The following is a 21,048-nucleotide window of genomic DNA, read 5'->3' as shown; positions in this document are numbered from 1 at the left end:
AGTACCCCCATGAACTTCCTTCAAGTACCCATCCTTGGGCTCGTATTGATCTTGCAAAGTACCCTGAGTCCGGCCCAGAAAACCTGGTACGTATCGCCTCAGGGCAAAGACAGCCAGACCGGACTAAGTACCCAGCGGCCCTTTCGTACGCTCGAGAAAGCGCTGGATGCGCTTCGCCGGGAGAAAAAACAACCCACGGCCGAGTACCGGATCATCCTGCGCGGAGGTACCTATGCCGTCTCTGAACCCATCCGGGTCGATAGTAGGCTTGGGTTGGGCCCGCAAAACAAGCTCACGATCAGCGCGCAGGCCGACGAGGCCGTGGTACTTTCGGGCAACCGTACGGTGCAGGGAACGTGGCAGTCGGTCGAGCCGGGCCTTTGGAAAGTACCCGTCAAGGGGTACTTTAACCAGCTCTTTATTGACGGAAAAAGGGCAATCCGCGCCCGCTTTCCCAACGAAGGTACCTGGCTGGAACCCGATACCGTACAGGTAGACCAACACCGGCTGGTCTTTACGGGCAAGCTGCCGTCGGACTTAGCGAAGGTGGCGGGAGCGGAGCTGCACATCACGGGTTTTTGGCACTACGTGCGGCAAAAAATTGCCCGCTTCGACATCCCTTCCCAGACCGTACTTACCGCCGATTACCCCGGCCCGGAAGCCAGCTCGCGGAAAATCGAGAACATCGACCGTGCGCACTTTGAAAACGCCCTGCTCTTTGCCGACATCGAAAACGAGTGGTTTCTCGATTCGCTACGCCAAGAGCTGTACCTGGTATCGAAAACGAATCCGGCTTCGAAAACGATTGAGTACCCGGTAGCGTCCACGTTGCTGGTGCTGGAAGGGCAGGAGGACGCGCCTCTACAGCGTATTACCCTCCAGGGAATCCGCTTTACGGGTACCGACTGGGCACTGACGCCCATCGGCCGCAAAGGCATTCAGGCGGGCTACTGGGGTACTACCCGCGAAAGCCCGGTGTACGCGCCCGTGGCGGCGCTGATGCTGCGCTGGGTCGAACACAGCCAGATCCGAGGCTGCCGCTTCGAGGGGTTGGGCGAAGGCGCTGTGACGCTGGGGGTAGGTAGTTCGTACAACCTGATTGAGAAAAATAGCTTCGAGGATGTGGGAGCCAACGTGATTCAGGTAGGCTACCGCGAGTCCTTTGTGGGCGATGGGCACCCGCTGCACAAGGATTTTGCGAACCCGCGCGAGGTAAGCCACCACAACGTGATTCGGAACAACCACCTGCGCAATTTTGCCACCACCGACCAGGGCTCCGTGGGAATCTGGATCGGGTACGCGCACCATAACGAGGTACTTCACAACCTCCTGGAAGATTTCCCCTACTCCGGCATGAGCATCGGCTGGCGCTGGGATACGCTGCAGACCAACTGCCACCACAACCTCATAGCCTGGAACGAGGTCCGCGACGGCATGAAGTACCTCAGCGATGGAGCCGGTATCTACCTGGTGGGCAACCAGCCCGGTACCCGCGTCCTGGACAACTGGATTCATAACATCGGCGGTGGGTACACCATCAACGCGGGCATTTACGTAGACGAAGGCGGGGCCAACATCGAGCTGGCTCGCAACTACTTCCAGAACCTGACCAACCCCCGGGAGGCGTATCCCATCAAGCTCCACAAGATTATTTCGTCTACCATGCGTATTCACGGAAATGGGGGTGAGCAAACCGAGCAGCAGATCATCAAGTCCAACCAGGTAAACCGCTATGCCTGGCACATCAACGTGCCGTTGGGGGCTCCCGCCCATCCCGAAAAGTACGGGCCTCAGTAGGGTCGGCCCGGCTTTTTACGTCTACCTAAGTACCTGCCGTCCCGAAGTACCCCGGCTGCAATGGCTAGTCGGGGTACCTTCATGGCCTGCCGACAGGCTTTTTTAACTTTTTTTGGGTTAAATAAGAAAAAAAGAATTTTTACTGTAAGTACTATGCGGAAAGGTACTTGTCCTAGCCTAAGGAGAAAATAAAAATATTATCAGAATAAATTTACCCTATCATAGGCATGGTACAGGCTTCTTCCTTTTATCGAAAAACGGACGAAACATTCCTTCACAAAACGGATATGGGCGCAGAGAAGCCGAAGCTGGCCGACGACGACGAGCTATTCATAAGACGTACCCTGGAGGAAGATCCCGAGCGGGGCGTGGAGCTGTTGTATAAGCGTTACTACCAGCCGCTATGTACCCATGCCGTCAAGTTTGTGGGCTCCCGTGAGATAGCCGAAGACCTGGTGTCGGACGTTTTTTACCAGTTTTATTCCAAAAATATCTTCCAGCAAATCACCACTTCCTACCGCGCCTACCTGTTCAAAACCATTCGGAACAAAGGCTACAACTACATTCGGTGGGAGCTGAGCCGGAATGCCCCTTTGGACGAAAACTACGAGTCGCCCATTCCGGAGGCGCAGCAGCCCGACGCCATCACGCAGTACGACGAGCTCTACCAGGACGTCGAGAAGGCGATCAATACCCTGCCGATTCAGCGGCGGCGGATCTACCTGCTTTTCCATTTTGAAGGTAAAGCGTTGAAAGAAATTGCGCAGGAACTACAGATTTCGGTGCGCACGGTGGAGGTACAGGTATACCGGGCCCGAAAGGCCATTCGGCAGTTGATTCAAGATAAATGGCTCCTTTCGGCACTGCTGGCTTTACTGCTACTACATTAAAAATAAGTACCTGCCGTGTAAGTGCCCGAATCGGGTTACTTGTCTTTTTCAAAACTACACCTTGCATCATGGATTTTTCTATCACTAAGGAGCTCATATTCGACTACTTCAACGGCAATGCGTCGGCTTTGCAAAAGAAGATGATCGACGAATGGGCTAAAAAGCCGGAAAACGAAGAGCTGTTCTACGCTTACCTGGTAGAATGGGAGCTCAGCCGCCCGCAGTATACCGTGGACGTCGCCGCGGGCATCGACCGCTACCGCCAGTACGTGGCCACCCGTAGCAGCGAAGTACCCCTTGAGGTACCTGCCACACCAATCGACGAGCCACGGCCCCTATTTCGCCAGCTGATGTTCTGGTACGCGGCGGCTTCGGTGGCGGTGCTCCTGCTGGCCGGCTGGCTGTTTCGATCCGAGATTACCTACCAAACCTACGCCACCGCCCCCGGAGAGATCCAGGCCTGGGTACTTCCGGATGGGAGTAAAGTGACGCTCAACGCCAACTCCTCGCTGCGGGTACCTCGCTTTGGTTTTGGCCAGCGAAGCCGGGAGGTACTGCTGAATGGCGAAGCTGAATTTTCGGTAGTTCATAAGCCCAATGATCAAAAATTTGTGGTCAAAACCGGCAATCGGCTGGACGTAGTGGTACTGGGTACGGAGTTTACGGTGTATACCCGCGCCCGCCGCACGCAGGTGGTGCTCAACCGGGGAAAGGTAGAGCTACAATCGCAACCTATGTCCAACAGCCCGGCTAAAGAACCCTTGATCATGCTGCCGGGTGACCTGGTCACGGTGGATGAAGGGGGCGTAATGCAACGAAAAAAAGTAGATGAGCCCAAACAATACGCCGCCTGGACCGAACACCGCTACGTGTTTGACGGAACCAAATTGAGCGAAGTAGCCAGGCTCCTCAGCGAAAACTACGGCCTGAGCGTCGAGATCACCGATCCGAAAATAGCCGACTGGACGGTATCGGGTTCGTTCAAAGCTGTGGATGCCAACGAACTCCTGAACTCCATCTCCCAGGTACTTGGAATTCAGTACTCGCGCCAGAAAAACAAAGTGATTTTTTCGCCTAATCCTTCCTAAACTCTTTAATGCAGCCTATTCCAAAACCCTTCGCCTACTATTCCTGAACAACCCCTTAATGAAAACCTTTAACACACGTGTACATGAAACACTTTAACTTATTAGCAGCTAAGTATCTAGTAGGGCTGGTAATACTTTCTACCCAATTTTCGGTTTGTCCGGCCCAGACGCTCGCTTTTCATCAGCAACCGACGACGCCCGCCAACCGGGCCACGGTAGTACAGCTAGCCGAGATGCTGCGGGAACTGAAGTCCCGCTACGGTGTAGATATTCTTTTTGCCGACCACGTGGTTCGAAACCTGGCCGTGCCAGCCAATACCGTCACCTGGGCCAACAGCTTGGAAAGTAACCTCACCAAGCTATTGCCTCCGCTGGGGCTGCAGTTTTCGCGGCAGAAGGGAGGCTCGTACGTCATTTTGCCCGCCCAGGCACCGGCCTTAGTACCTAAAGCGGAACCAACGCCGGTCCGTACGCCCGAAACCAGCGCGCTTGAGTCCCATCCTTCCTTTCGCGACGAGCGGTCCGGGAGCGGGGCCATTCAGGCTCCCATAGTAGAAACGACCATCCGGGGTACCGTTACCGCCGAGGACGGCAACGAGCCGCTGCCGGGCGTGAGTATATTGCTAAAAGGTACTTCGCGCGGAACTACCACGGACGGGGAAGGGCGCTACGAAATAGCGGTCCCGGATGCCAACGCCGTGTTGGTGTTCAGTTTTATTGGGTACCTCAATCAGGAAGTAACGGTGGGCAATCGCACTTCTATCGCTATCCAGCTCAAGCCCGATACCAAGGCCCTGGAAGAAGTGGTGGTAGTGGGCTACGGTACCCAGCGTAAAGCCTCGCTGACGGCCGCCGTGACGCAGATTACCTCCCGCGACATTCAGAACCAGGTGGTCAACAACCCGCTCAACGCCATGGCCGGACAAATGGCTGGGGTATCCATAGCGCAAGGTACTGGTAAGCCTGGTGCCAACCCCGTGGTGCGGATTCGGGGCACGGGTTCCATTAGCGCGAGCAACGCGCCACTCTACGTGGTAGACGGAGTACCTCTGCAAAGCGGCGACGACATCAGCCTCCTCAACCCCAACGACATCGAATCCATCGACGTACTCAAAGATGCAGCTTCGGCGGCCATCTACGGCTCGCGCGGCGGAAATGGTGTTGTGATCATTACGACCAAAAAAGGGAAAGCCGGACAAGCCAAGATTGACTTCAACTTTTACACGGGCGTGCAGAAAGTTTCGAAGAAGGTTGATATCATGAACCGCGATGAGCACATCGATTTTATAAAAGAAGTGCGCTACACGCAATGGGTCGTGAATAGCGGCATGGACCCCAACGTACCCAACGGCCAGCGGATTTTGCCCAACGGTACTTCGCTCAACTACCCGGCTTCGTATGATAATCCCTCCACGGTACCTGACACCGACTGGCAGGATGAAATCTTCCAGGCGGCACCCATTTCCAACTACCAGCTTTCGGCCCAGGGCGGTACCGACAAAGTACGGTACTTTGTGTCGGGTAACTACTTTTCGCAAGACGGGATCGTGCGGTCTACCGACTTCAAACGTTTTGCGGGACGGCTGAATCTGGAAGCAAATCTGACCTCCAAATTTAAAATAGGGATTAACCTTTCACCTTCTTATGCCAAAGAAAACCGGCTGAATACCGACGGCCACTGGGCCCAGGACGACGGCGGGATCATCTCGACGGCCCTGATCATGCCACCAACCGTACAGGCTCGCTACGAAAATGGTTTGTACGGGCAAATTGCCGGGGAGCAGGATTTTATTCAGAATGGCTACGCCGGGGCGATCTTTACTCCTTTGCAAAAAATGGACGATCCCAATTTCATCAATCTGGAGCAGCGCTCCCGGATGTTGGGTAACACCTACGCGGAGCTAGAGCTGGTTAAAGGCCTGGTGGTTCGTAGCAGCCTGGGCCTGGACTACCGCAACTACTGGACCGACTACTACCGGCCCTCTACGGTGGGCGTTACCACCGCCCTAACGGTACCGGTGCTCACACCCGGCAACCCGAACCCGAACCTGACCAACATTGCCTCGAACCATACCGAATTCCGGAATATCAACTATAGCTGGGAAAACACCGCCACCTACAATCGTACCTTCAACGAAGACCACGCGTTGACGCTGCTGGCGGGTTATTCTGTACAGAAAAATACCGACGAGTCGCAGACGCTCACGGGGCAGTCGGGGCAGTTCTCCAACGACCTGGTGACCAACGTGCGCGGCGCTTCCATCATCAACGGTAACTACAACCAGGAAGAGTGGTCATTGCTGAGCTACTTTGGCCGGGTCAACTACGCCTTTCGCAATAAGTACCTACTCTCGGCGGCCCTGCGGCGCGACGGCTCGAGCCGCTTTGCTTCCAACAACAAGTGGGCGCTGTTCCCTTCGGCCTCCGTGGGCTGGCGGATTTCGGAGGAGTCTTTCCTCAAATCGAACCGCCTCATTTCCGACCTGAAGATCCGGGCCAGCTACGGCGTAACGGGTAACTTCAATATCGGTAACTACCGCTGGCGGGCCCTGCTGACGAGCAGTAACTACAACTTTGGCGCGGGGGAAGGCAGCATTGCCAACGGCTACGCTTTATCTAATTTTCTCAACCCGGACCTGACCTGGGAAACCAACAACCAAACCGACATCGGGCTGGACGTAGGCATATTGCAAAACCGCGTGAGCCTCTCGCTGGACCTCTACCGCCGGGTGACGGACGGCCTGCTGTACACGCTGCCCATTCCGGCCGTATCGGGCTTTACGACGACCTACGGCAACCTGGGCACCATCGAAAACAAGGGGATTGAGCTGGAGATTCATACCGTCAATGCCAACAAAGCCTTCCGTTGGACCACCGACTTCAACTTCTCGCTCAACCGCAACGTGGTGCTTAAGTTAGGAGCCAATGACGAGCCGATCGTGTCCACCTACGAAGCCACGGCCGTACAGGTGACGGAGGTAGGTAAGCCCTTTGCGCAGTTCTTTGGCTATAAGACCGACGGCATTTTCCTAACCCAGGCCGATGCCGACGCCAATCCGGGCATGAAGCTCAATCCGGCCGCCCGCGCGGGGGATGTACGCTTTGTGGATACCAACGGCGACGGCGTCATTACGCCCGAAGACCGCGTCCCGCTGGGCAATCCTACGCCTGACTTCATCTACGGGATGACCAACCGCTTCTCCTACAAGAATTTCGACCTGGACATCCAGCTGCAGGGCGTACAAGGCGGCAAGATTCTGTTCAATCAGGCGCGCTTTAGTGGGTTGGGTAGCATTCAATTCAACAACCTGTCGCGCCTGAACGACCGCTGGCGTTCCGAAGAGGATCCGGGTGATGGCTTCCCTCGCTGGGGCTTTTTAAATCAGGGTGAAGCCTTGCCGAGCCTGTACTTGCAAGATGGTACCTACCTGCGGGTGCGTAACGTCACGTTGGGCTATAACCTACCCTCGGCGGTGGCTCAGAAAGTGCGGCTGAGCAACGTCCGGCTGTACGCCACGGGCCAAAACCTGTTTACCTTCACCAAGTACCTGGGCTACAACCCTGAAGTGAACATCCACGGGGAGAACGTGACGCGGCCGGGTATCGACTATGGCGTGTATCCGCTGGCCCGCAGCATCATTTTTGGTATCAACATCGGAATTTAATCAGGGTTATACCCCTATACTCGATATGAAAAAAATCTTTTTATCCATCGTACTGCTGGGCAGCCTGGTGGGTTGTAGCGATAGTTTTCTGGACCTGCGCCCCATTACCAGCCCTTCTTCCGACAACTACTACCTAACGCCCCAGGATTTCCTGACGGCCGTCAACGCCGCCTACGGAGGCTTGCGCAACGCCGGTTTGGCCAACTCTGACTATCGGTTTGGCGATATGACCACGGACGTGACTTTTTCCAACGGGGCCAACTGCCTGGGTGGAGACTGTGACTTCGATAACTTTAACCTGTTTGCGACCGGCACAGCTGCCGCAAACCAGATCAACAACCGCTGGAGTAGCGCCTACCGGGGCATTGCCCGCACCAACATCATCCTGGACCGCATCGACGCCATCACAATGGATGCTACGCTAAAAAACCGCTACAAGGGTGAAGCGTTGTTTCTGCGCGCCTACTACTACTACACCCTGGTGACGACCTTCGGGGATGTGCCGCTGGTGATCAATGAGGTAGCGAGCGTGGAGGATTCGTACCAGTACGGTCGGGAGTCGGCCGCGAAGGTATTTGCCCAAATCGAGCAGGATCTAAAAACGGCAGCGGGCTACCTGCCCGCTACCTACGCCAACGCCGAGAAAGGCCGCGCCACCAGCGGAGCGGCCAATGGCATGTTAGGCCGCGTGCTGCTGTTCCAACGGAAATTTGCCGAGGCGCTGCCGGTGCTCAAAACCGTCATCGACAGCAAGACGTTTAGCCTGCTGCCCAACTACGCCAATGTCTTTGCTGCCAACAACGGCAACAACGCCGAAATCCTTTTCTCGGTGCAGTACGCCAAGGGCGGTATTGGGCAGGGTAATAACTTCACGACCAGCTTCATTCCCCAGGGATCGGGCAACGTGATTCAGCTCGGTGGGGGGGCGGGGGCCAACCAGCCTACCAACGACATCGTGGCGGCTTACGAAGCGGGTGATACCCGCAAGGCGGCTTCCCTGGCGACGAGCTACACGCTCAACGGGCGGGAAATTCAATACAACTACATCCGCAAGTTCATCGACCCGGCCATGACAGCCGTGAACGAGTCGGGGACCGACTGGCCCGTGCTGCGCTACGCCGACATCCTGCTGATGTACGCCGAGTGCCTCAACGAAACGGGCCAGACGGCCGAGGCACTGCCGTACATCAACCAGGTACGGGCGCGGGCCGGGCTGCCGCCGCTAGCGGCTATGGCACAGGCCGAGTTGCGGCTGGCCCTTGAGCACGAGCGGATGGTCGAGTTTGCCTTTGAGGGGCTGCGCTTTTACGACCTGGTACGGACCAACCGACTGGTGCCCGTGATGAACGAGTACTTCCGAAAAAATAATCTTTTGTTGGACGGAAAACTCATCCAGATCACCGAAAACAACCGACTCTTCCCGATCCCACAGATCGAGATCGACGCCAACCCGACCCGGATCACGCAGAATCCGGGGTACCTATAAAGTAAAGCGATTAAAAACAGAATAAACAATGATGGCAAGGTTTCCGCGAAGTAGGAAATCTTGCCATCATTGTTCTACAAAGTACCTCCCTTTTTTTTAGAGGGAGGTACTTTGTGCTGCTTGAAGCAAGGAGTTTATTCTCACATAAATTCAGGACTAATTCCTTATTTATATGAAGCTAGTAACGACGGCGATAATTGGTTTCTTTTGTTGGGTACTTGTCCTTATTTCCTCCGGTTATAAGTACCTGCTAGCAGCAGAAAAACGGCCAAAATTAAACGTACTTTTTATTTCCGTGGATGACCTCCGTCCGGAGCTTGGGTGCTATGGCAATACCCAGATCAAATCACCGCATATTGATCAACTGGCCCACAATGGTTTGACCTTCAATAAAGCCTATTGCCAGTTAGCCATTTGTAATCCCAGCCGGGCTAGTGTACTTACGGGGCTTCGCCCGGATTCTACTAAAGTGTTTGATCTGGAAACGCATTTTAGAGAGAAGGTACCTAACGTTGTGACTTTGCCGCAGTACTTCAAGCAGCAGGGGTACTTTACGGCCAGTTTTAGCAAAGTATTTCATTTAAGAGACGAGCCCTCCTGGAGCGAACCGGAATGGAAAGCGCCTGCAAAACCCTTCAACGGATACGCCCTTCCGGCTAACGTTGAACTCAATAAACAAAACGGGGAGCTTTTTAAAAATAAAGTAAAGAATAGCAAAAAGTACGGGCCACCTACCGAAAGGGCTGATGTACCCGACGAGGCTTTTGTAGACGGTGCAACGGCCCAAAAAGCCATCGAAACGCTGCGCCGGGTGAAAGACCAGCCGTTCTTTCTGGCGGTGGGTTTTTACCGGCCGCACCTGCCATTCATTGCGCCCCAGAAGTACTGGGATTTATATGACCCAGCGAAAATTCAGGTACCTGAGTCGTTTTTGCCCGCCGAGGTACCTCGTGAAACCAGGGATATGATTAACTTGGGATTTGGCGAGCTACGTACCTACCACAACATGCCCGACACGGGCAAAGTGACCAAGGAGCAGGCCAAGGAGCTGATCCACGGCTACTACGCGTCGGTGAGCTACGTGGATGCGCAGGTGGGTAAAGTCCTGGAGGAGCTCAAGCGCCTGGGGTTGGAGAAAAATACCGTAGTAGTACTTTGGGGCGATCACGGCTGGAAGCTCGGAGACTACGGAGCCTGGAGCAAACGCTCCACCATGGAAGTAGACGCCCGCGTGCCGCTGATTATGCGCATGCCGGGTATGAAAGCCAAAGGCAAGCAAAGCCACTCCCTGGTAGAATTAGTGGATCTGTATCCTTCGCTCTGCGAGGCGGCTGGCCTGCCGCTGCCGACGCACGTTCAGGGGAAAAGCTTTACAAAAATGCTGAATAACCCATCGCTGAAAACGAAAGCGGCGGCCATTACCCAGCACGACTGGCCGAAGCATTTGATGGCCTATTCGATGCGGACGGACCGCTACCGGTACACGCGCTGGCAGCAACGGAAAGCGCCCTATGAGGTAGTGCAGGTAGAACTTTACGACCACCAGCATGATCCGGGTGAGAAACGGAACGTGGCGGCGTCGGCAAACTATGCCGAGGTTTTAAAAAAGGTGGAGTTACAGTATCAAAAAGGGCAAAAAGCGGGATTTTACTTTTAAAGGTAAACTAGGTTTGTGCTATAAAGTGAGTAGCCGTTTTAAGAAACCATACTGAATTTATATAGTTGTGTTTTCCTAAAATCAGTCAAAGCCAAGTACCTGCTATGCGCTAAAAGATGAGCAAGATTTGTCTGAAAAAGCTACAAAATAAAATTGAATTATTATGCTCAAAATTAACACCAGATTGACCACCTTTTATAGGGAAGTAAGGTACTTGTTAATAAATACTTAGTATGCGTTTTAATCCTCGAAGAAATACCCAGTCCAGTGTGTTCGCGTCGCTTTTTGTTCTTTGTTTGTTAGGTACCTGCGCAAGTACCTTAGGCCAGTCAGACGTTCGGGTTCGAGAGGATACGATTTATATCCAGTCGGCCGGTCTGCGCCGGGTGCTGGTGTTGCACCCACAGGGGCTGGAGCTGGCCGGGGTATACTGGAAGGATACCCGTTGGAGCGAGCCGGGCTCCCAGGAGTTTTCGCTTTCTTTTTATGCGGCCCAACCCAACGCCGAACCGCAGGGGATTGATGAGCAGACCGCCCAGGCCATTACCCAGCAGGCCGCCGAGCGCAACCGTACCGACGTACTGGACATCCAGGGCCGGGTGGGCTTTCAGGCGCAGGGTACGGACTGGCTGCCGCTCGCCAAGATCAGCTCTGGGCAGTGGAGCCCTGCCTTTGCCAAGGCTACCTATACGATCCATACGCCACGCCCGGAAACGACCCAACTCATCGTGCGGGCCCAGTCGACGGAGGAAGGTCCCCTCTCCGGCGTGACCCTGGAGCTCTTTTACGAAGTAAGCCAGGGCTACCCCGCCCTACGCAAGTGGATTCGGGTGTATAACGGGAGCCAACGCTGGCTCAAGATCGACCAGCTTCGGCTCGATGACCTGGCCTTGTCAAATTCCCTGAGCCGACTCACCGAGCTGACGCCCTCCGAGCGGGGGGCGGTCAGCAGCCTGCGGAGCTACGAGCGCGCCGACCAAACCCAGGGCGTGATTGTAGGCAGTGAGATCCCCTCGGCCCTGCGTACCACCACCGCCCGGGGCGGGCAGGGGTATACCGAAGAGTTCTTCGAGTGGGTCCTGGGCCCCACCGAAAGCTTCACCTCCGAGCCTGTTTTTCTCTACGGATACCAGGGGCCGGTTATACCCACGGTTTCCCGGCCTTCCACGCCGCTGGACCGCACGGTAGAAAAAGCCTTTCAGCAGTACCTGCACGGGGTAGTAGGCGTGCGTCGGCCCCAGGTAGAGGACCACGTACCGCTCTGGTGCAGCTGGTCGAATTTCGGGCCTTTGATTTCGGAAGCGGCGCTGCGGGAAATGGCCCAGGCGCTGCCGCGTTCGGGCTTCAAGGGCTTACTGGTGGATGCGGGCTGGAGCCAGAGCGATACCGCCACCCACTGGGCGGCCACCACCACGCAGGCCGATCCGGGAAAGTTTTCTGATTTTGCGGGGATGTGTCAGCAGATCGTCTCGCAGGGCATGACACTGGGCTTGTGGGTTTCGACCTACAAAGATCCGAACCTGGCGAAGGATTTTATGCTTTTCCCACGGGGCTACATTCTCCCGCAAGTCAAGCGCGAGAACGGACTGGCGATGAGCTTCACGAGCCGTTGGCGCTACCACTACGCGCAGGATATGCTGTACCTGCACGATCGCTACGGGGTAAACTATTTTAAGCAGGACCTGACCAACATCCGTTTTGGGGACATTGCGCGCGGCCATGAGAGCCGCTCGCAGAAAGAATCGCTGCTGCGGGGACTGCGGGGCTTACTAGAAGCGCAGGATCAGGTACATGCTTCGGCACCGGGGGTAAAGCTAGAGCTGACGCACGAGATCTACTGGGGTACGCCGGGCGTGCCCTGCGATCTGGCCGCGCTCAAGCACGGCGATTTTTATCATATTCCTCCCAACGACTATTCGGGCGTAGGGCACTGGAAGCGGCGGTATACTCCCAACTGGCCTTACCGACCCGATAGCCTACAAAACAAGCTGCTGGAAGGCTGCTGGAACGCCCGCCAGCGCTTGTATGCCCACCGGGGGTTGCCACTGGCGGCCATTGAGTACTACGGAGCCGCGACGGTCAATGTACGCGGAAGCCTCACACCGCAGGTTCAGCGGCGTCAGGTTTGCAGCTGGTTGCTAGGGGCTCCCAGTGTATTTGCGGGGGATGTGGCCTCGCTGACGCCGGAGAACGAACAGGTTTACCGCGAGACTTTTAGTCTGCTGGGTAAGCTGCAGCAGCAATACGGCATCTACGGGTACTTCCAGTTCAGTGGGGTACCTGAGCCGACCGACACGGACTGGCACTGGTGGGGGAAGCTCAACGAGCAGGGAAGCGGCGTAGTGGTGGTGGTGCGGGGAAGCGGAGGAGAGACCCGTCGAAAGATCAACGTACCGTGGGTAGAGCCCGAAGGCAGGTATCGGGTACGAAGCCACTTCAAATCGCGGGAGTGGGGTACTTACCGGGGCAAAGACCTCATTGAGGGTAAGCTGGAACTAGCGCTGGAGACCATGGATCAGGAGATTCTGGAAATAAGCCGAATGACTGCCCGAGGGCGTAAGTAAGCCAAGAAGTCGTTTTTAACGAAAGAGAAAGCCGTACGTTTTAACTACCTTTTAGCATGAAAATACTACCATTCCTGCTCCTTATCCTGGTCAGTGCGGGCTTCTGGTTCGAGCCACCGTTACCTCCCAAGCGGCCCAATATTCTGCTGGTTATCAGCGACGATCAGTCCTTTGCCCATACTTCCATCAGTGGCTGCTCTTTCGTGCGCACGCCCCACTTCGACCGCGTGGCCCGCGAGGGTACTTTGTTCACCAACGCCTACGTTACCTCCCCCGGCTGCAGCCCCTCCCGCGCCAGCCTGTTGACGGGCCGCTACCCCTGGCAGATCGCCGAGGCCGGTACCCACGCCAGCTCGTTTCCGCAGGCGTACGTGGTTTTCCCCGACCGGCTGGAAGCGGCGGGCTACCGCGTGGGCTTTACCGGCAAAGGCTGGGGGCCCGGCGACTGGCGGGTGAGTGGCCGTAGCCGCAACCCGGCGGGCGAAGCTTATCAAAAGAAAACGATGGCCAAGGCCTTCGAAGGCGTTTCGACCTGCGACTACGCCGCCAACTTTGCCGACTTCTACGCCCAGAAAGCGCCCGGTCAGCCTTTTTACTTCTGGCTGGGCACGCAGGAGCCGCACCGGCCCTTCGAGCGGGATGCTTACCAGCGGGTAGGTAAGGACTTGGCCCAAGCCCAGGTACCTGGTTTTTTGCCGGAAGACTCAGTGGTCCAGGGCGACTTGCTCGACTACGCCGTGGAGGTAGAATACCTGGATGAGCAGCTAGGCAAAGTACTGGCCTTTCTGGAAGAAAAAAAGGAACTCGACAACACGATCATCGTCGTCACCAGCGACAACGGCATGGCCTTTCCGGCGGCCAAAGCCAACTGCTTCGAGTACGGCGTACACGTCCCGCTGGCGATTCGCTGGGGGCAGCAAGGGGTAGCCAGGCAAGTGGTAAAGCAGCCCGTGAGCCTAGTGGACCTGACGCCCACCTTCCTGGAAGTGGCGGGGGTACCCACCCAGGGGCTGGGGTTATCGGGCCGGAGCTTGCTGCCGACGCTTCGCGGAAAAAAGCGGGCCGAGGCGCGGCCGGTGTACTTTGGTCGCGAGCGGCATTCGTCGGCCCGTTACCAGAACCACGGCTATCCGCAGCGGGGTGTCCGGGAGGGTAAGTACCTGTATATCCATAACTTTCGGCCCGAGCGCTGGCCCGCGGGCGACCCCCAGGGCTACGATGCGCAGGGGCAGTTGGTAGACTCCTACGCCGACATCGACGCCTGCCCCACGCTGGACCAACTGCTGGCGCACCGCCACACTGCCCCCTACGACGACTACCTGCGACTAGCCACGGCCCAACGGCCAGCCGAAGAACTTTATGATCTGGAAAAAGATCCCTACTGCCGCCGCAACCTGGCGGCGGAGGCGGGCTTTGAGCAGCCGCGGCGACGGCTGCAAAGGCAGCTATTCAGCTACCTGCGGTCCACGCAAGATGCGCGGGTGGTAGGGCCGGACCCGGAGGTATTCGAAACCTACCCGCGCTTGCAGGGGCCCATCCGAAAGTTTCCAGAATCAAACAAAAAGGACTGAATAGCAACGTGCTAAAAAGTATTTTGAGAAGTTATATGCTTGTCAAATAAAGAATAAAACTGCGGCAAGTTTAACCCTTATTAGGAACCCTCAGCCAAGTGCGTTCGCGACGCTTTCTGATATTTTAGAAACCTTCAAATCAGCGGTGGGCAAAAAAAGAGGGGTAGGTTGTAAGTAAAAAGTAGGGGTGAATTGATCTACTAGTAGCTGGTTGTCTATGGGTAAGAAGGTACTTGGAGTCACAGCATTACTTCAAACGGCTTCCAAGGCTTTACTAGGGTGTTGACCTTTTGCCAGAGTCTTTACAGAAAATAATGGCCGGGAATGCAAAAGGACCCAGGAAAGGCTTTTGAATCCTAGTCCAATTCAGTTCGTAAATAATTCAAGTCCCTAAGTAACTACATAACGCTTGAGCCGAGCTTGTTACCCTTGGTAGAGTGCTATCAAAAAAATGATGCAATTTAACCCTTATAAAAGTACCCATTCGTTTGCCACGCTTTTTATTATTTGTCTTTTAGGTACCTGTATAGGTACCTTCGGGCAGGTAGCGGCGACAAATCGTAGCCACCGCAACTACCTCTACCAGGAGTACCAGCGGCAAAGCCAAACGACCCCCGTGCTGGACGTAGAAGGCTGGCGAAAAACCAAAAAGGAATCAGTAAAGCAAAAGCTGGCGGCTTTGTCGCCGGAAGTACGGGCGAAGCTGGTGAGTCAGGCGCAGGAAGCGCTGGGCAAGGAGTGGAACGTCTTGCCCATGACGAGCTTTCTGGAGTTTACCGAAAACGGCAACCGCAGCAACTACGAGGGGCAAGTATGGCAGCGCCGCCGGAAGCTGATCAACCTGGTGCTGGGCGAGCTGGTGGAGCAGCAAGGTACCTACCTGCCCGAAATCGCCAACGGCCTGTGGCTGACGCTGGAAGAAAGTACCTGGTCGTTTCCGGCTTTTCTGTACATCCAGAAAGAGGGGTACGGCCTGCCCGATCCTACCGAGCCAATCATTGACTTAACAACCGCCGAAACCGCCGCGACGGTGGCTTGGGCGTACTTTCTGCTGCAAGAGGAGCTCACGAAGGTATCGCCCATCCTGCCCAAAAAGGTACTTCACGAGCTTGATCGGCGCATCTTTACACCCTACCTGGAGCGCGACGATTTTTGGTGGATGGGCTTCTCGGGCCGCCGGGTCAACAACTGGAACGTCTGGATCAACTCCAACGTGTTGGTGACGACCGTACTGGCACTGAACGACGAAACCCGGCGCCGCCCGCTCATTGAAAAGAATATTAAAAGTACCGACTTCTTCCTTAACGACTACCCCGAAGACGGCGGCTGCGACGAAGGTCCCACCTACTGGGCGGTGGCCGGTGGTGCGCTGGGTCAGTACATGGAGCTGCTCACGGCAGTTTCGGATCAGCGGCTGGATTTCTCGAAGAACGAGCTCATTCACCGGATTGGGTCCTACATTTATAAAATGCACGTAGATAGCAACCGCGTGGTCAACTTTGCCGACGCCGGGCCTTTCCACGTACCCGATCCGGCGCGGGTATATGCTTATGGGCGGCTGTTTAACGATGAGAAGCTCAAGCAATTTGCGGCCTATTGTCGCAGCATTACACCCGGTTTGAGCAACGGCTACCTGAACCGAGAAATGACTTCCTTTTTTAATAATCTCCAGGTAGAAAGTGAACTGCGGGCGCTGGAGCCCAAGGCACCGCTGAGGCAGGAAAGCTGGCTACCCGATTTACAGGTACTGGCGCTACGGCAACAAGAGGGTAGTGCTAAGGGCTTGTTTCTGGGAGCCAAAGGCGGGCACAACGGCGAGAGCCACAACCACAACGACGTGGGCAACTTCGTGCTCTACCTCGACGGTGACCCCGTCGTGATTGACCTGGGCCCGGCTACTTACCGCCGAGAAACCTTCACCGACGAACGCTGGAACATTTGGAATTTTCAGTCGATCTGGCACAACTGCCCCTTGATCAACGGCGTGCCGCAAAAGAACGGCCGCAAATTTGCCGCCAAAGAAACGACCTACACCCGCAAGAACGGCCGGATGCATTTCTCGATGGATCTGGCGGGTACTTATCCGGAGGAGGCGCAGGTGAACCGCTGGAAACGGGAATTTATTTTTGATCCCAAACGCGGGTCCGTTGCCTTGGAGGAAGAGTATATACTTCAGGAGTGGAAGCAACCCGTTGATTTAAATTTTATTACGGCTCAACCTACCCAGGTAGTGAAGGAGGGGGTGGTCAGGCTCGTGAGCCAAAACAGCACCAAGGTACTTTTCCTGCACTACGACCCCAAGGTATTTTCGGTACAAAGCGAGACCAAGGTACTTGACGATACGCTGCTCAGCAAAGCCTGGGGCGAGCAGGTGTACCGGCTGACGCTACGGACCAAACAAAAAAACCTGAAGGGAAAACACAGCCTGGTGTTCAAAGCAAATGAACAATGATCGGGGATAACGTACGTTGAGGTACTAACCCGCTACGAATCAAGGTATTTTAAAAAAGCGCAGAGGTATGAAAAGGAAATTAACGGGATGGGGTACTTTTTTGGGATTGGCGATCGTGATTGCGGCGTCCTGCTTTCAGAAGAAAGGGGCACTTCAAAAAACGAAAGTACCCGAGACGGTCAGCTACAATTTTCACGTGCGTCCCATACTGTCGGACAAGTGCTTTGCCTGCCACGGGCCCGATGCCAACAAGCGCGAAGCGGGCCTGCGCCTGGACGAAGCCACCGCCGCCTACGCGCCGCTGAAAGAAACCAAGGGGGCCTTTGCACTGGTACCAGGCAAGCCCGAAGCGTCGGAAGTCTACAAGCGCATTACCTCCACCGACCCCGCCTACCAAATGCCCACGCCGGAGTCGCACCTGGGGCTGCTCAACGAGCAGGAGGTCGCGGTGGTAAAAAAGTGGATCGAGCAGGGAGCCAAGTACGAAAAACACTGGGCTTTTGAAGTACCTAAAAAAGCCCCACTCCCCGAGCTATCTAATCCCGCCTGGGCGAAGAACGAAATCGATTACTTCATTGGGGCCAAGCTCGACGAGCAGGGCCTGGAGCCGAACGAAGAAGCCAGCCGGGAGCATTTGCTCAAACGCGTGGCCCTGGATCTGACGGGGCTGCCGCCCAGCCTGGACCTGATGGATCGCTTCCTGGCCGATCAAAGCGAAAAAGCCTACGAAAAAGTGGTGGACGAACTCCTGAAAAGTCCGGCCTACGGCGAGAAAATGGCCGTTCATTGGCTGGACGTAGCCCGCTACGCCGACTCCTACGGCTACCAGGACGATAACATCCGGACGCAGTGGCCCTGGCGCGACTGGGTCATTCATGCCTTCAACCGCAACCTACCCTACGACCAGTTCCTGACCTGGCAAATGGCCGGTGACCTGCTGCCGGAGGGTGACGGCTCGTCGCGAACGGAAAAAATGTTAGCTACGGGTTTTTTCCGTAACCACAAGTACACCGAGGAGGGGGGCGTGATTCCGGAGGAGTACCGCGTTGAGTACACCCTGGACAAAACCAAAACCTACAGCAAGGGTATTCTGGGCCTGACGGTAGAATGTGCGCAGTGCCACGACCACAAGTACGACCCCGTGTCGCAGGAAGATTACTACCGGCTGTATGCTTTCTTCAACAACACCACTGAGAAAGGCTACGAGGGCGACGTAGGTACTTCCAAACCCGCCAAAACGCCCGTTTTGAAAATCTCGGATGAGGAGGCAAAAACCCTGCTGCGCTTCATCAACAAGAAAGACACCAGCGACCTGTTCGTGTCGGTGATGGAGGAGCGCGATACGTTGCGCAAAACCTACATCCTGGACCGCGGCGTGTACGACGCGCCCTCCCGCGAAGTGAGCGCCGCCCCGCTACCAGCCGTGATGCCCTTCGATACCACCAAGTACCCCCGCAACCGCCTGGGCCTGGCTACCTGGACTACCAGTCGCGAGAATCCGCTCACGGCGCGGGTATTTGTTAATCAATTGTGGCAGGAATTTTTTGGAAAAGGGCTGGTCAAATCCAGTGGTGATTTCGGGATGCAAGGCGATCTGCCTTCACACCCGGAGCTGCTCGACTGGCTGGCCGTCGACTTCATGGAGCACGGCTGGGACATGAAGCGACTCGTGAAGCAGGTCGTGCTGTCGGCCACCTACCGGCAGTCTGCGCGCATCGATCCGGGTAAACTGGCCGCCGACCCGGAGAATACCTACCTGGCGCGTGGCCCGCGCTACCGTTTGCCCGCCGAGTTTGTGCGGGATCTGGTGCTGTCGAGCAGCGGGCTGCTGGTACCTACCATCGGTGGGCCGAGCGTGAAGCCCTACCAGCCCAAGGGCTTGTGGGAGTCGGCTACGTCGGGCCGGGGAGAACTTAAAGCCTACAAGCAAGACCACCAGGAAAGCCTTTACCGCCGGGGGATGTATACCTTCATTAAGCTGACCGTGCCGCCGCCGTCGATGATCATCTTCGACGCCAGCAACCGCGACCAGTGCGAAGTGAAGCGCCTGCCCACCAACACGCCCCTACAGGCCTTGGTCATGATGAACGACCCCACCGTACTGGAGGCCTCGCGGGTACTGGCCCAGCAGCTCATGACGGAGGCGTCGTTGTCGGAGCAAGACAAAATCCGGCAGGCTTTCCGCCGGATCGTGTGCCGTAGCCCGACCGAGCGCGAGCTCACCATCCTGGAAGACTATTTCAAGGAGCAACGCGAGCTATTCCGGCAGAAGAAGCTGAACGCGCAGCAAATCCTGAGCGTGGGGGAGTACCCGTCCGCCCAGGTACCTGACCAAAACGCGCTGGCCGCGCTGATGCAGGTCGTGACTACCCTTTACAACATGGAAGAAACCATCACTAAATCGTAACCGATATGGAAAAGCCGATTTTTGATTATGGTCTGAATCAAAACCGCCGCCGGTTTTTATCCAAGCTCAGTCTGGGTTTGGGCAGTGTGGCGCTGGGTTCTTTGCTGGTACCTGATCTTTTTAAAGGAATGGGCAGCGAGGACGATGAAGCCGAATTCATGCGCGGCGTGGCGCATTTTGCCCCCCGGGCCAAGCGGGTTATCTACTTGTTTCAGAACGGCGCGCCTTCGCAGCTGGACCTCTTTGATTACAAGCCCATGCTGAATAAAATGCACGGCGAAGACCTGCCTGCTTCCATTCGGGACGGGCAGCGGCTTACGGGTATGACCTCCAACCAGGCCCGTTTTCCGCTGGCGGGTTCTATCTTTAATTTCAAACAGTACGGCCAGTCGGGTGCCTGGTTTAGTGAGCTTTTGCCGCACACGGCCCGGGTGGTCGATGACCTCTGCGTGGTCAAATCGTTGCATACCGAGGCCATCAACCACGACCCGGCCCTGACTTTTTTCCAAACCGGCGCGCAGGTGGGCAACCGCCCCAGCATGGGTGCCTGGCTGAGCTACGGCTTGGGCAGCGAAAACAAAAACCTACCAGCCTACTGCGTGCTGCTGTCGCGCGGCAAGGGCAACGGCCAGGGAGTGTATTCCAAGCTCTGGACCAACGGGTTTCTGGACTCGGTACACCAGGGCGTGCAGTTTAGCAGCGGCGAAAACCCGGTGCTGTACCTCAATGACCCCGACGGTCTCGACCGGACCGAGCGGCGCAAGATGCTGGACAAGCTGGCCGAGCTCAACCAAAGTACCTACGAGGAATTCGGCGACCCGGAGATTACGGCCAAAATCCAGCAGTACGAAATGGCCTACCGGATGCAAACCGCCGTGCCCGAAGTAACGGACACCAGCCGCGAGCCCGAAAGTACCGTGAAGATGTACGGGGCCGACTGCCTCAATCCGGGTACTTTCGCCGCCAACTGCCTGCTGGCGCGCAAGCTGTCCGAAAAAGGCGTTCGCTTCGTGCAGCTCTACCACCAGGGCTGGGACGGCCACGGCAACCTACCCGCCGAAATCCGCGGCCAGTGCCAGGACGTAGACCAGGCTTCGGCGGCGCTTATCACCGACTTGAAGCAGCGCGGCCTGCTCGACGAAACGCTGGTGATCTGGGGCGGGGAGTTTGGCCGAACCAACTACTGCCAGGGTGCCCTCACCCGCGAAAACTACGGCCGTGATCACCACCCGCGCTGCTTTACGGTCTGGATGGCGGGCGGAGGCGTCAAACCCGGAACCGTTTACGGCGAAACCGACGACTTTGGCTACAACATCACGCGGAATCCGGTCCACGTCAACGACTTTCACGCCACGATCCTGCACTTGCTGGGCCTGGATCACGAGCGCCTGACCTTCAAGCACCAGGGCCGTCGCTACCGCCTCACCGACGTAGCCGGAAAGGTAGTTCACGATATCATTGCCTGATTTTA

11 protein-coding genes are annotated in these 21,048 nt (G+C 56.2%); all 11 read left to right on the top strand.

The features are described from left to right. Positions 1–9 precede the first annotated feature (9 nt). A complete protein-coding gene (locus HNQ92_RS10875; RefSeq protein ID WP_184174050.1) occupies positions 10–1,797 on the top strand; it encodes a right-handed parallel beta-helix repeat-containing protein in 1,788 nt (595 codons plus the stop codon). 227 nt (positions 1,798–2,024) lie between these two features. After that, complete coding sequence (locus HNQ92_RS10870) at positions 2,025–2,687, top strand: RNA polymerase sigma factor (protein WP_184174049.1); 663 nt, start codon at positions 2,025–2,027, stop codon at positions 2,685–2,687. Positions 2,688–2,755: 68 nt separating this feature from the next. Beyond that, the gene (locus HNQ92_RS10865; RefSeq protein WP_184174048.1) at positions 2,756–3,775 is read left to right on the top strand and encodes a FecR family protein; all 1,020 of its coding nucleotides are present in this window, start codon (positions 2,756–2,758) and stop codon (positions 3,773–3,775) included. 83 nt (positions 3,776–3,858) lie between these two features. Then, positions 3,859–7,440, top strand: a complete 3,582-nt coding sequence (locus tag HNQ92_RS10860) for a SusC/RagA family TonB-linked outer membrane protein (protein WP_184174047.1) — start codon at positions 3,859–3,861, stop codon at positions 7,438–7,440. Positions 7,441–7,465: 25 nt separating this feature from the next. After that, positions 7,466–8,926, top strand: coding sequence for a RagB/SusD family nutrient uptake outer membrane protein (locus HNQ92_RS10855; protein WP_184174046.1), 1,461 nt, complete (start codon positions 7,466–7,468; stop codon positions 8,924–8,926). A gap of 172 nt (positions 8,927–9,098) precedes the next feature. Then, positions 9,099–10,583, top strand: coding sequence for a sulfatase (locus HNQ92_RS10850; protein ID WP_184174045.1), 1,485 nt, complete (start codon positions 9,099–9,101; stop codon positions 10,581–10,583). A 233-nt stretch (positions 10,584–10,816) separates the two neighbouring features. Next, the gene (locus tag HNQ92_RS10845) at positions 10,817–13,147 is read left to right on the top strand and encodes an alpha-galactosidase (RefSeq protein WP_184174044.1); all 2,331 of its coding nucleotides are present in this window, start codon (positions 10,817–10,819) and stop codon (positions 13,145–13,147) included. Positions 13,148–13,203: 56 nt separating this feature from the next. Further along, the gene (locus tag HNQ92_RS10840; RefSeq protein ID WP_184174043.1) at positions 13,204–14,718 is read left to right on the top strand and encodes a sulfatase family protein; all 1,515 of its coding nucleotides are present in this window, start codon (positions 13,204–13,206) and stop codon (positions 14,716–14,718) included. 451 nt (positions 14,719–15,169) lie between these two features. Beyond that, positions 15,170–17,170 (top strand): heparinase II/III domain-containing protein, encoded by a 2,001-nt coding sequence (locus tag HNQ92_RS10835; protein WP_184174042.1) that lies wholly within the window; start codon positions 15,170–15,172, stop codon positions 17,168–17,170. A 67-nt stretch (positions 17,171–17,237) separates the two neighbouring features. Next, the gene (locus HNQ92_RS10830) at positions 17,238–19,577 is read left to right on the top strand and encodes a PSD1 and planctomycete cytochrome C domain-containing protein (RefSeq protein WP_184174041.1); all 2,340 of its coding nucleotides are present in this window, start codon (positions 17,238–17,240) and stop codon (positions 19,575–19,577) included. Between the two features lie 5 nt (positions 19,578–19,582). Then, positions 19,583–21,043, top strand: coding sequence for a DUF1501 domain-containing protein (locus HNQ92_RS10825; RefSeq protein ID WP_184174040.1), 1,461 nt, complete (start codon positions 19,583–19,585; stop codon positions 21,041–21,043). Positions 21,044–21,048 lie beyond the last annotated feature (5 nt).

This window comes from Rhabdobacter roseus, from assembly GCF_014202275.1.
In the GTDB taxonomy this organism is placed as follows: domain Bacteria; phylum Bacteroidota; class Bacteroidia; order Cytophagales; family Spirosomataceae; genus Rhabdobacter; species Rhabdobacter roseus.
This window is presented reverse-complemented; position numbering and strand designations above follow the sequence as displayed.

What these genes read in the sequence shown, in the direction of transcription:
- HNQ92_RS10875 (WP_184174050.1), top strand. Translation starts at nt 10, where the DNA reads ATGAACTTCCTTCAAGTACCCATCCTTGGGCTCGTATTGATCTTGCAA.
- HNQ92_RS10870 (WP_184174049.1), top strand. Translation starts at nt 2,025, where the DNA reads ATGGTACAGGCTTCTTCCTTTTATCGAAAAACGGACGAAACATTCCTT.
- HNQ92_RS10865 (WP_184174048.1), top strand. Translation starts at nt 2,756, where the DNA reads ATGGATTTTTCTATCACTAAGGAGCTCATATTCGACTACTTCAACGGC.
- HNQ92_RS10860 (WP_184174047.1), top strand. Translation starts at nt 3,859, where the DNA reads ATGAAACACTTTAACTTATTAGCAGCTAAGTATCTAGTAGGGCTGGTA.
- HNQ92_RS10855 (WP_184174046.1), top strand. Translation starts at nt 7,466, where the DNA reads ATGAAAAAAATCTTTTTATCCATCGTACTGCTGGGCAGCCTGGTGGGT.
- HNQ92_RS10850 (WP_184174045.1), top strand. Translation starts at nt 9,099, where the DNA reads ATGAAGCTAGTAACGACGGCGATAATTGGTTTCTTTTGTTGGGTACTT.
- HNQ92_RS10845 (WP_184174044.1), top strand. Translation starts at nt 10,817, where the DNA reads ATGCGTTTTAATCCTCGAAGAAATACCCAGTCCAGTGTGTTCGCGTCG.
- HNQ92_RS10840 (WP_184174043.1), top strand. Translation starts at nt 13,204, where the DNA reads ATGAAAATACTACCATTCCTGCTCCTTATCCTGGTCAGTGCGGGCTTC.
- HNQ92_RS10835 (WP_184174042.1), top strand. Translation starts at nt 15,170, where the DNA reads ATGATGCAATTTAACCCTTATAAAAGTACCCATTCGTTTGCCACGCTT.
- HNQ92_RS10830 (WP_184174041.1), top strand. Translation starts at nt 17,238, where the DNA reads ATGAAAAGGAAATTAACGGGATGGGGTACTTTTTTGGGATTGGCGATC.
- HNQ92_RS10825 (WP_184174040.1), top strand. Translation starts at nt 19,583, where the DNA reads ATGGAAAAGCCGATTTTTGATTATGGTCTGAATCAAAACCGCCGCCGG.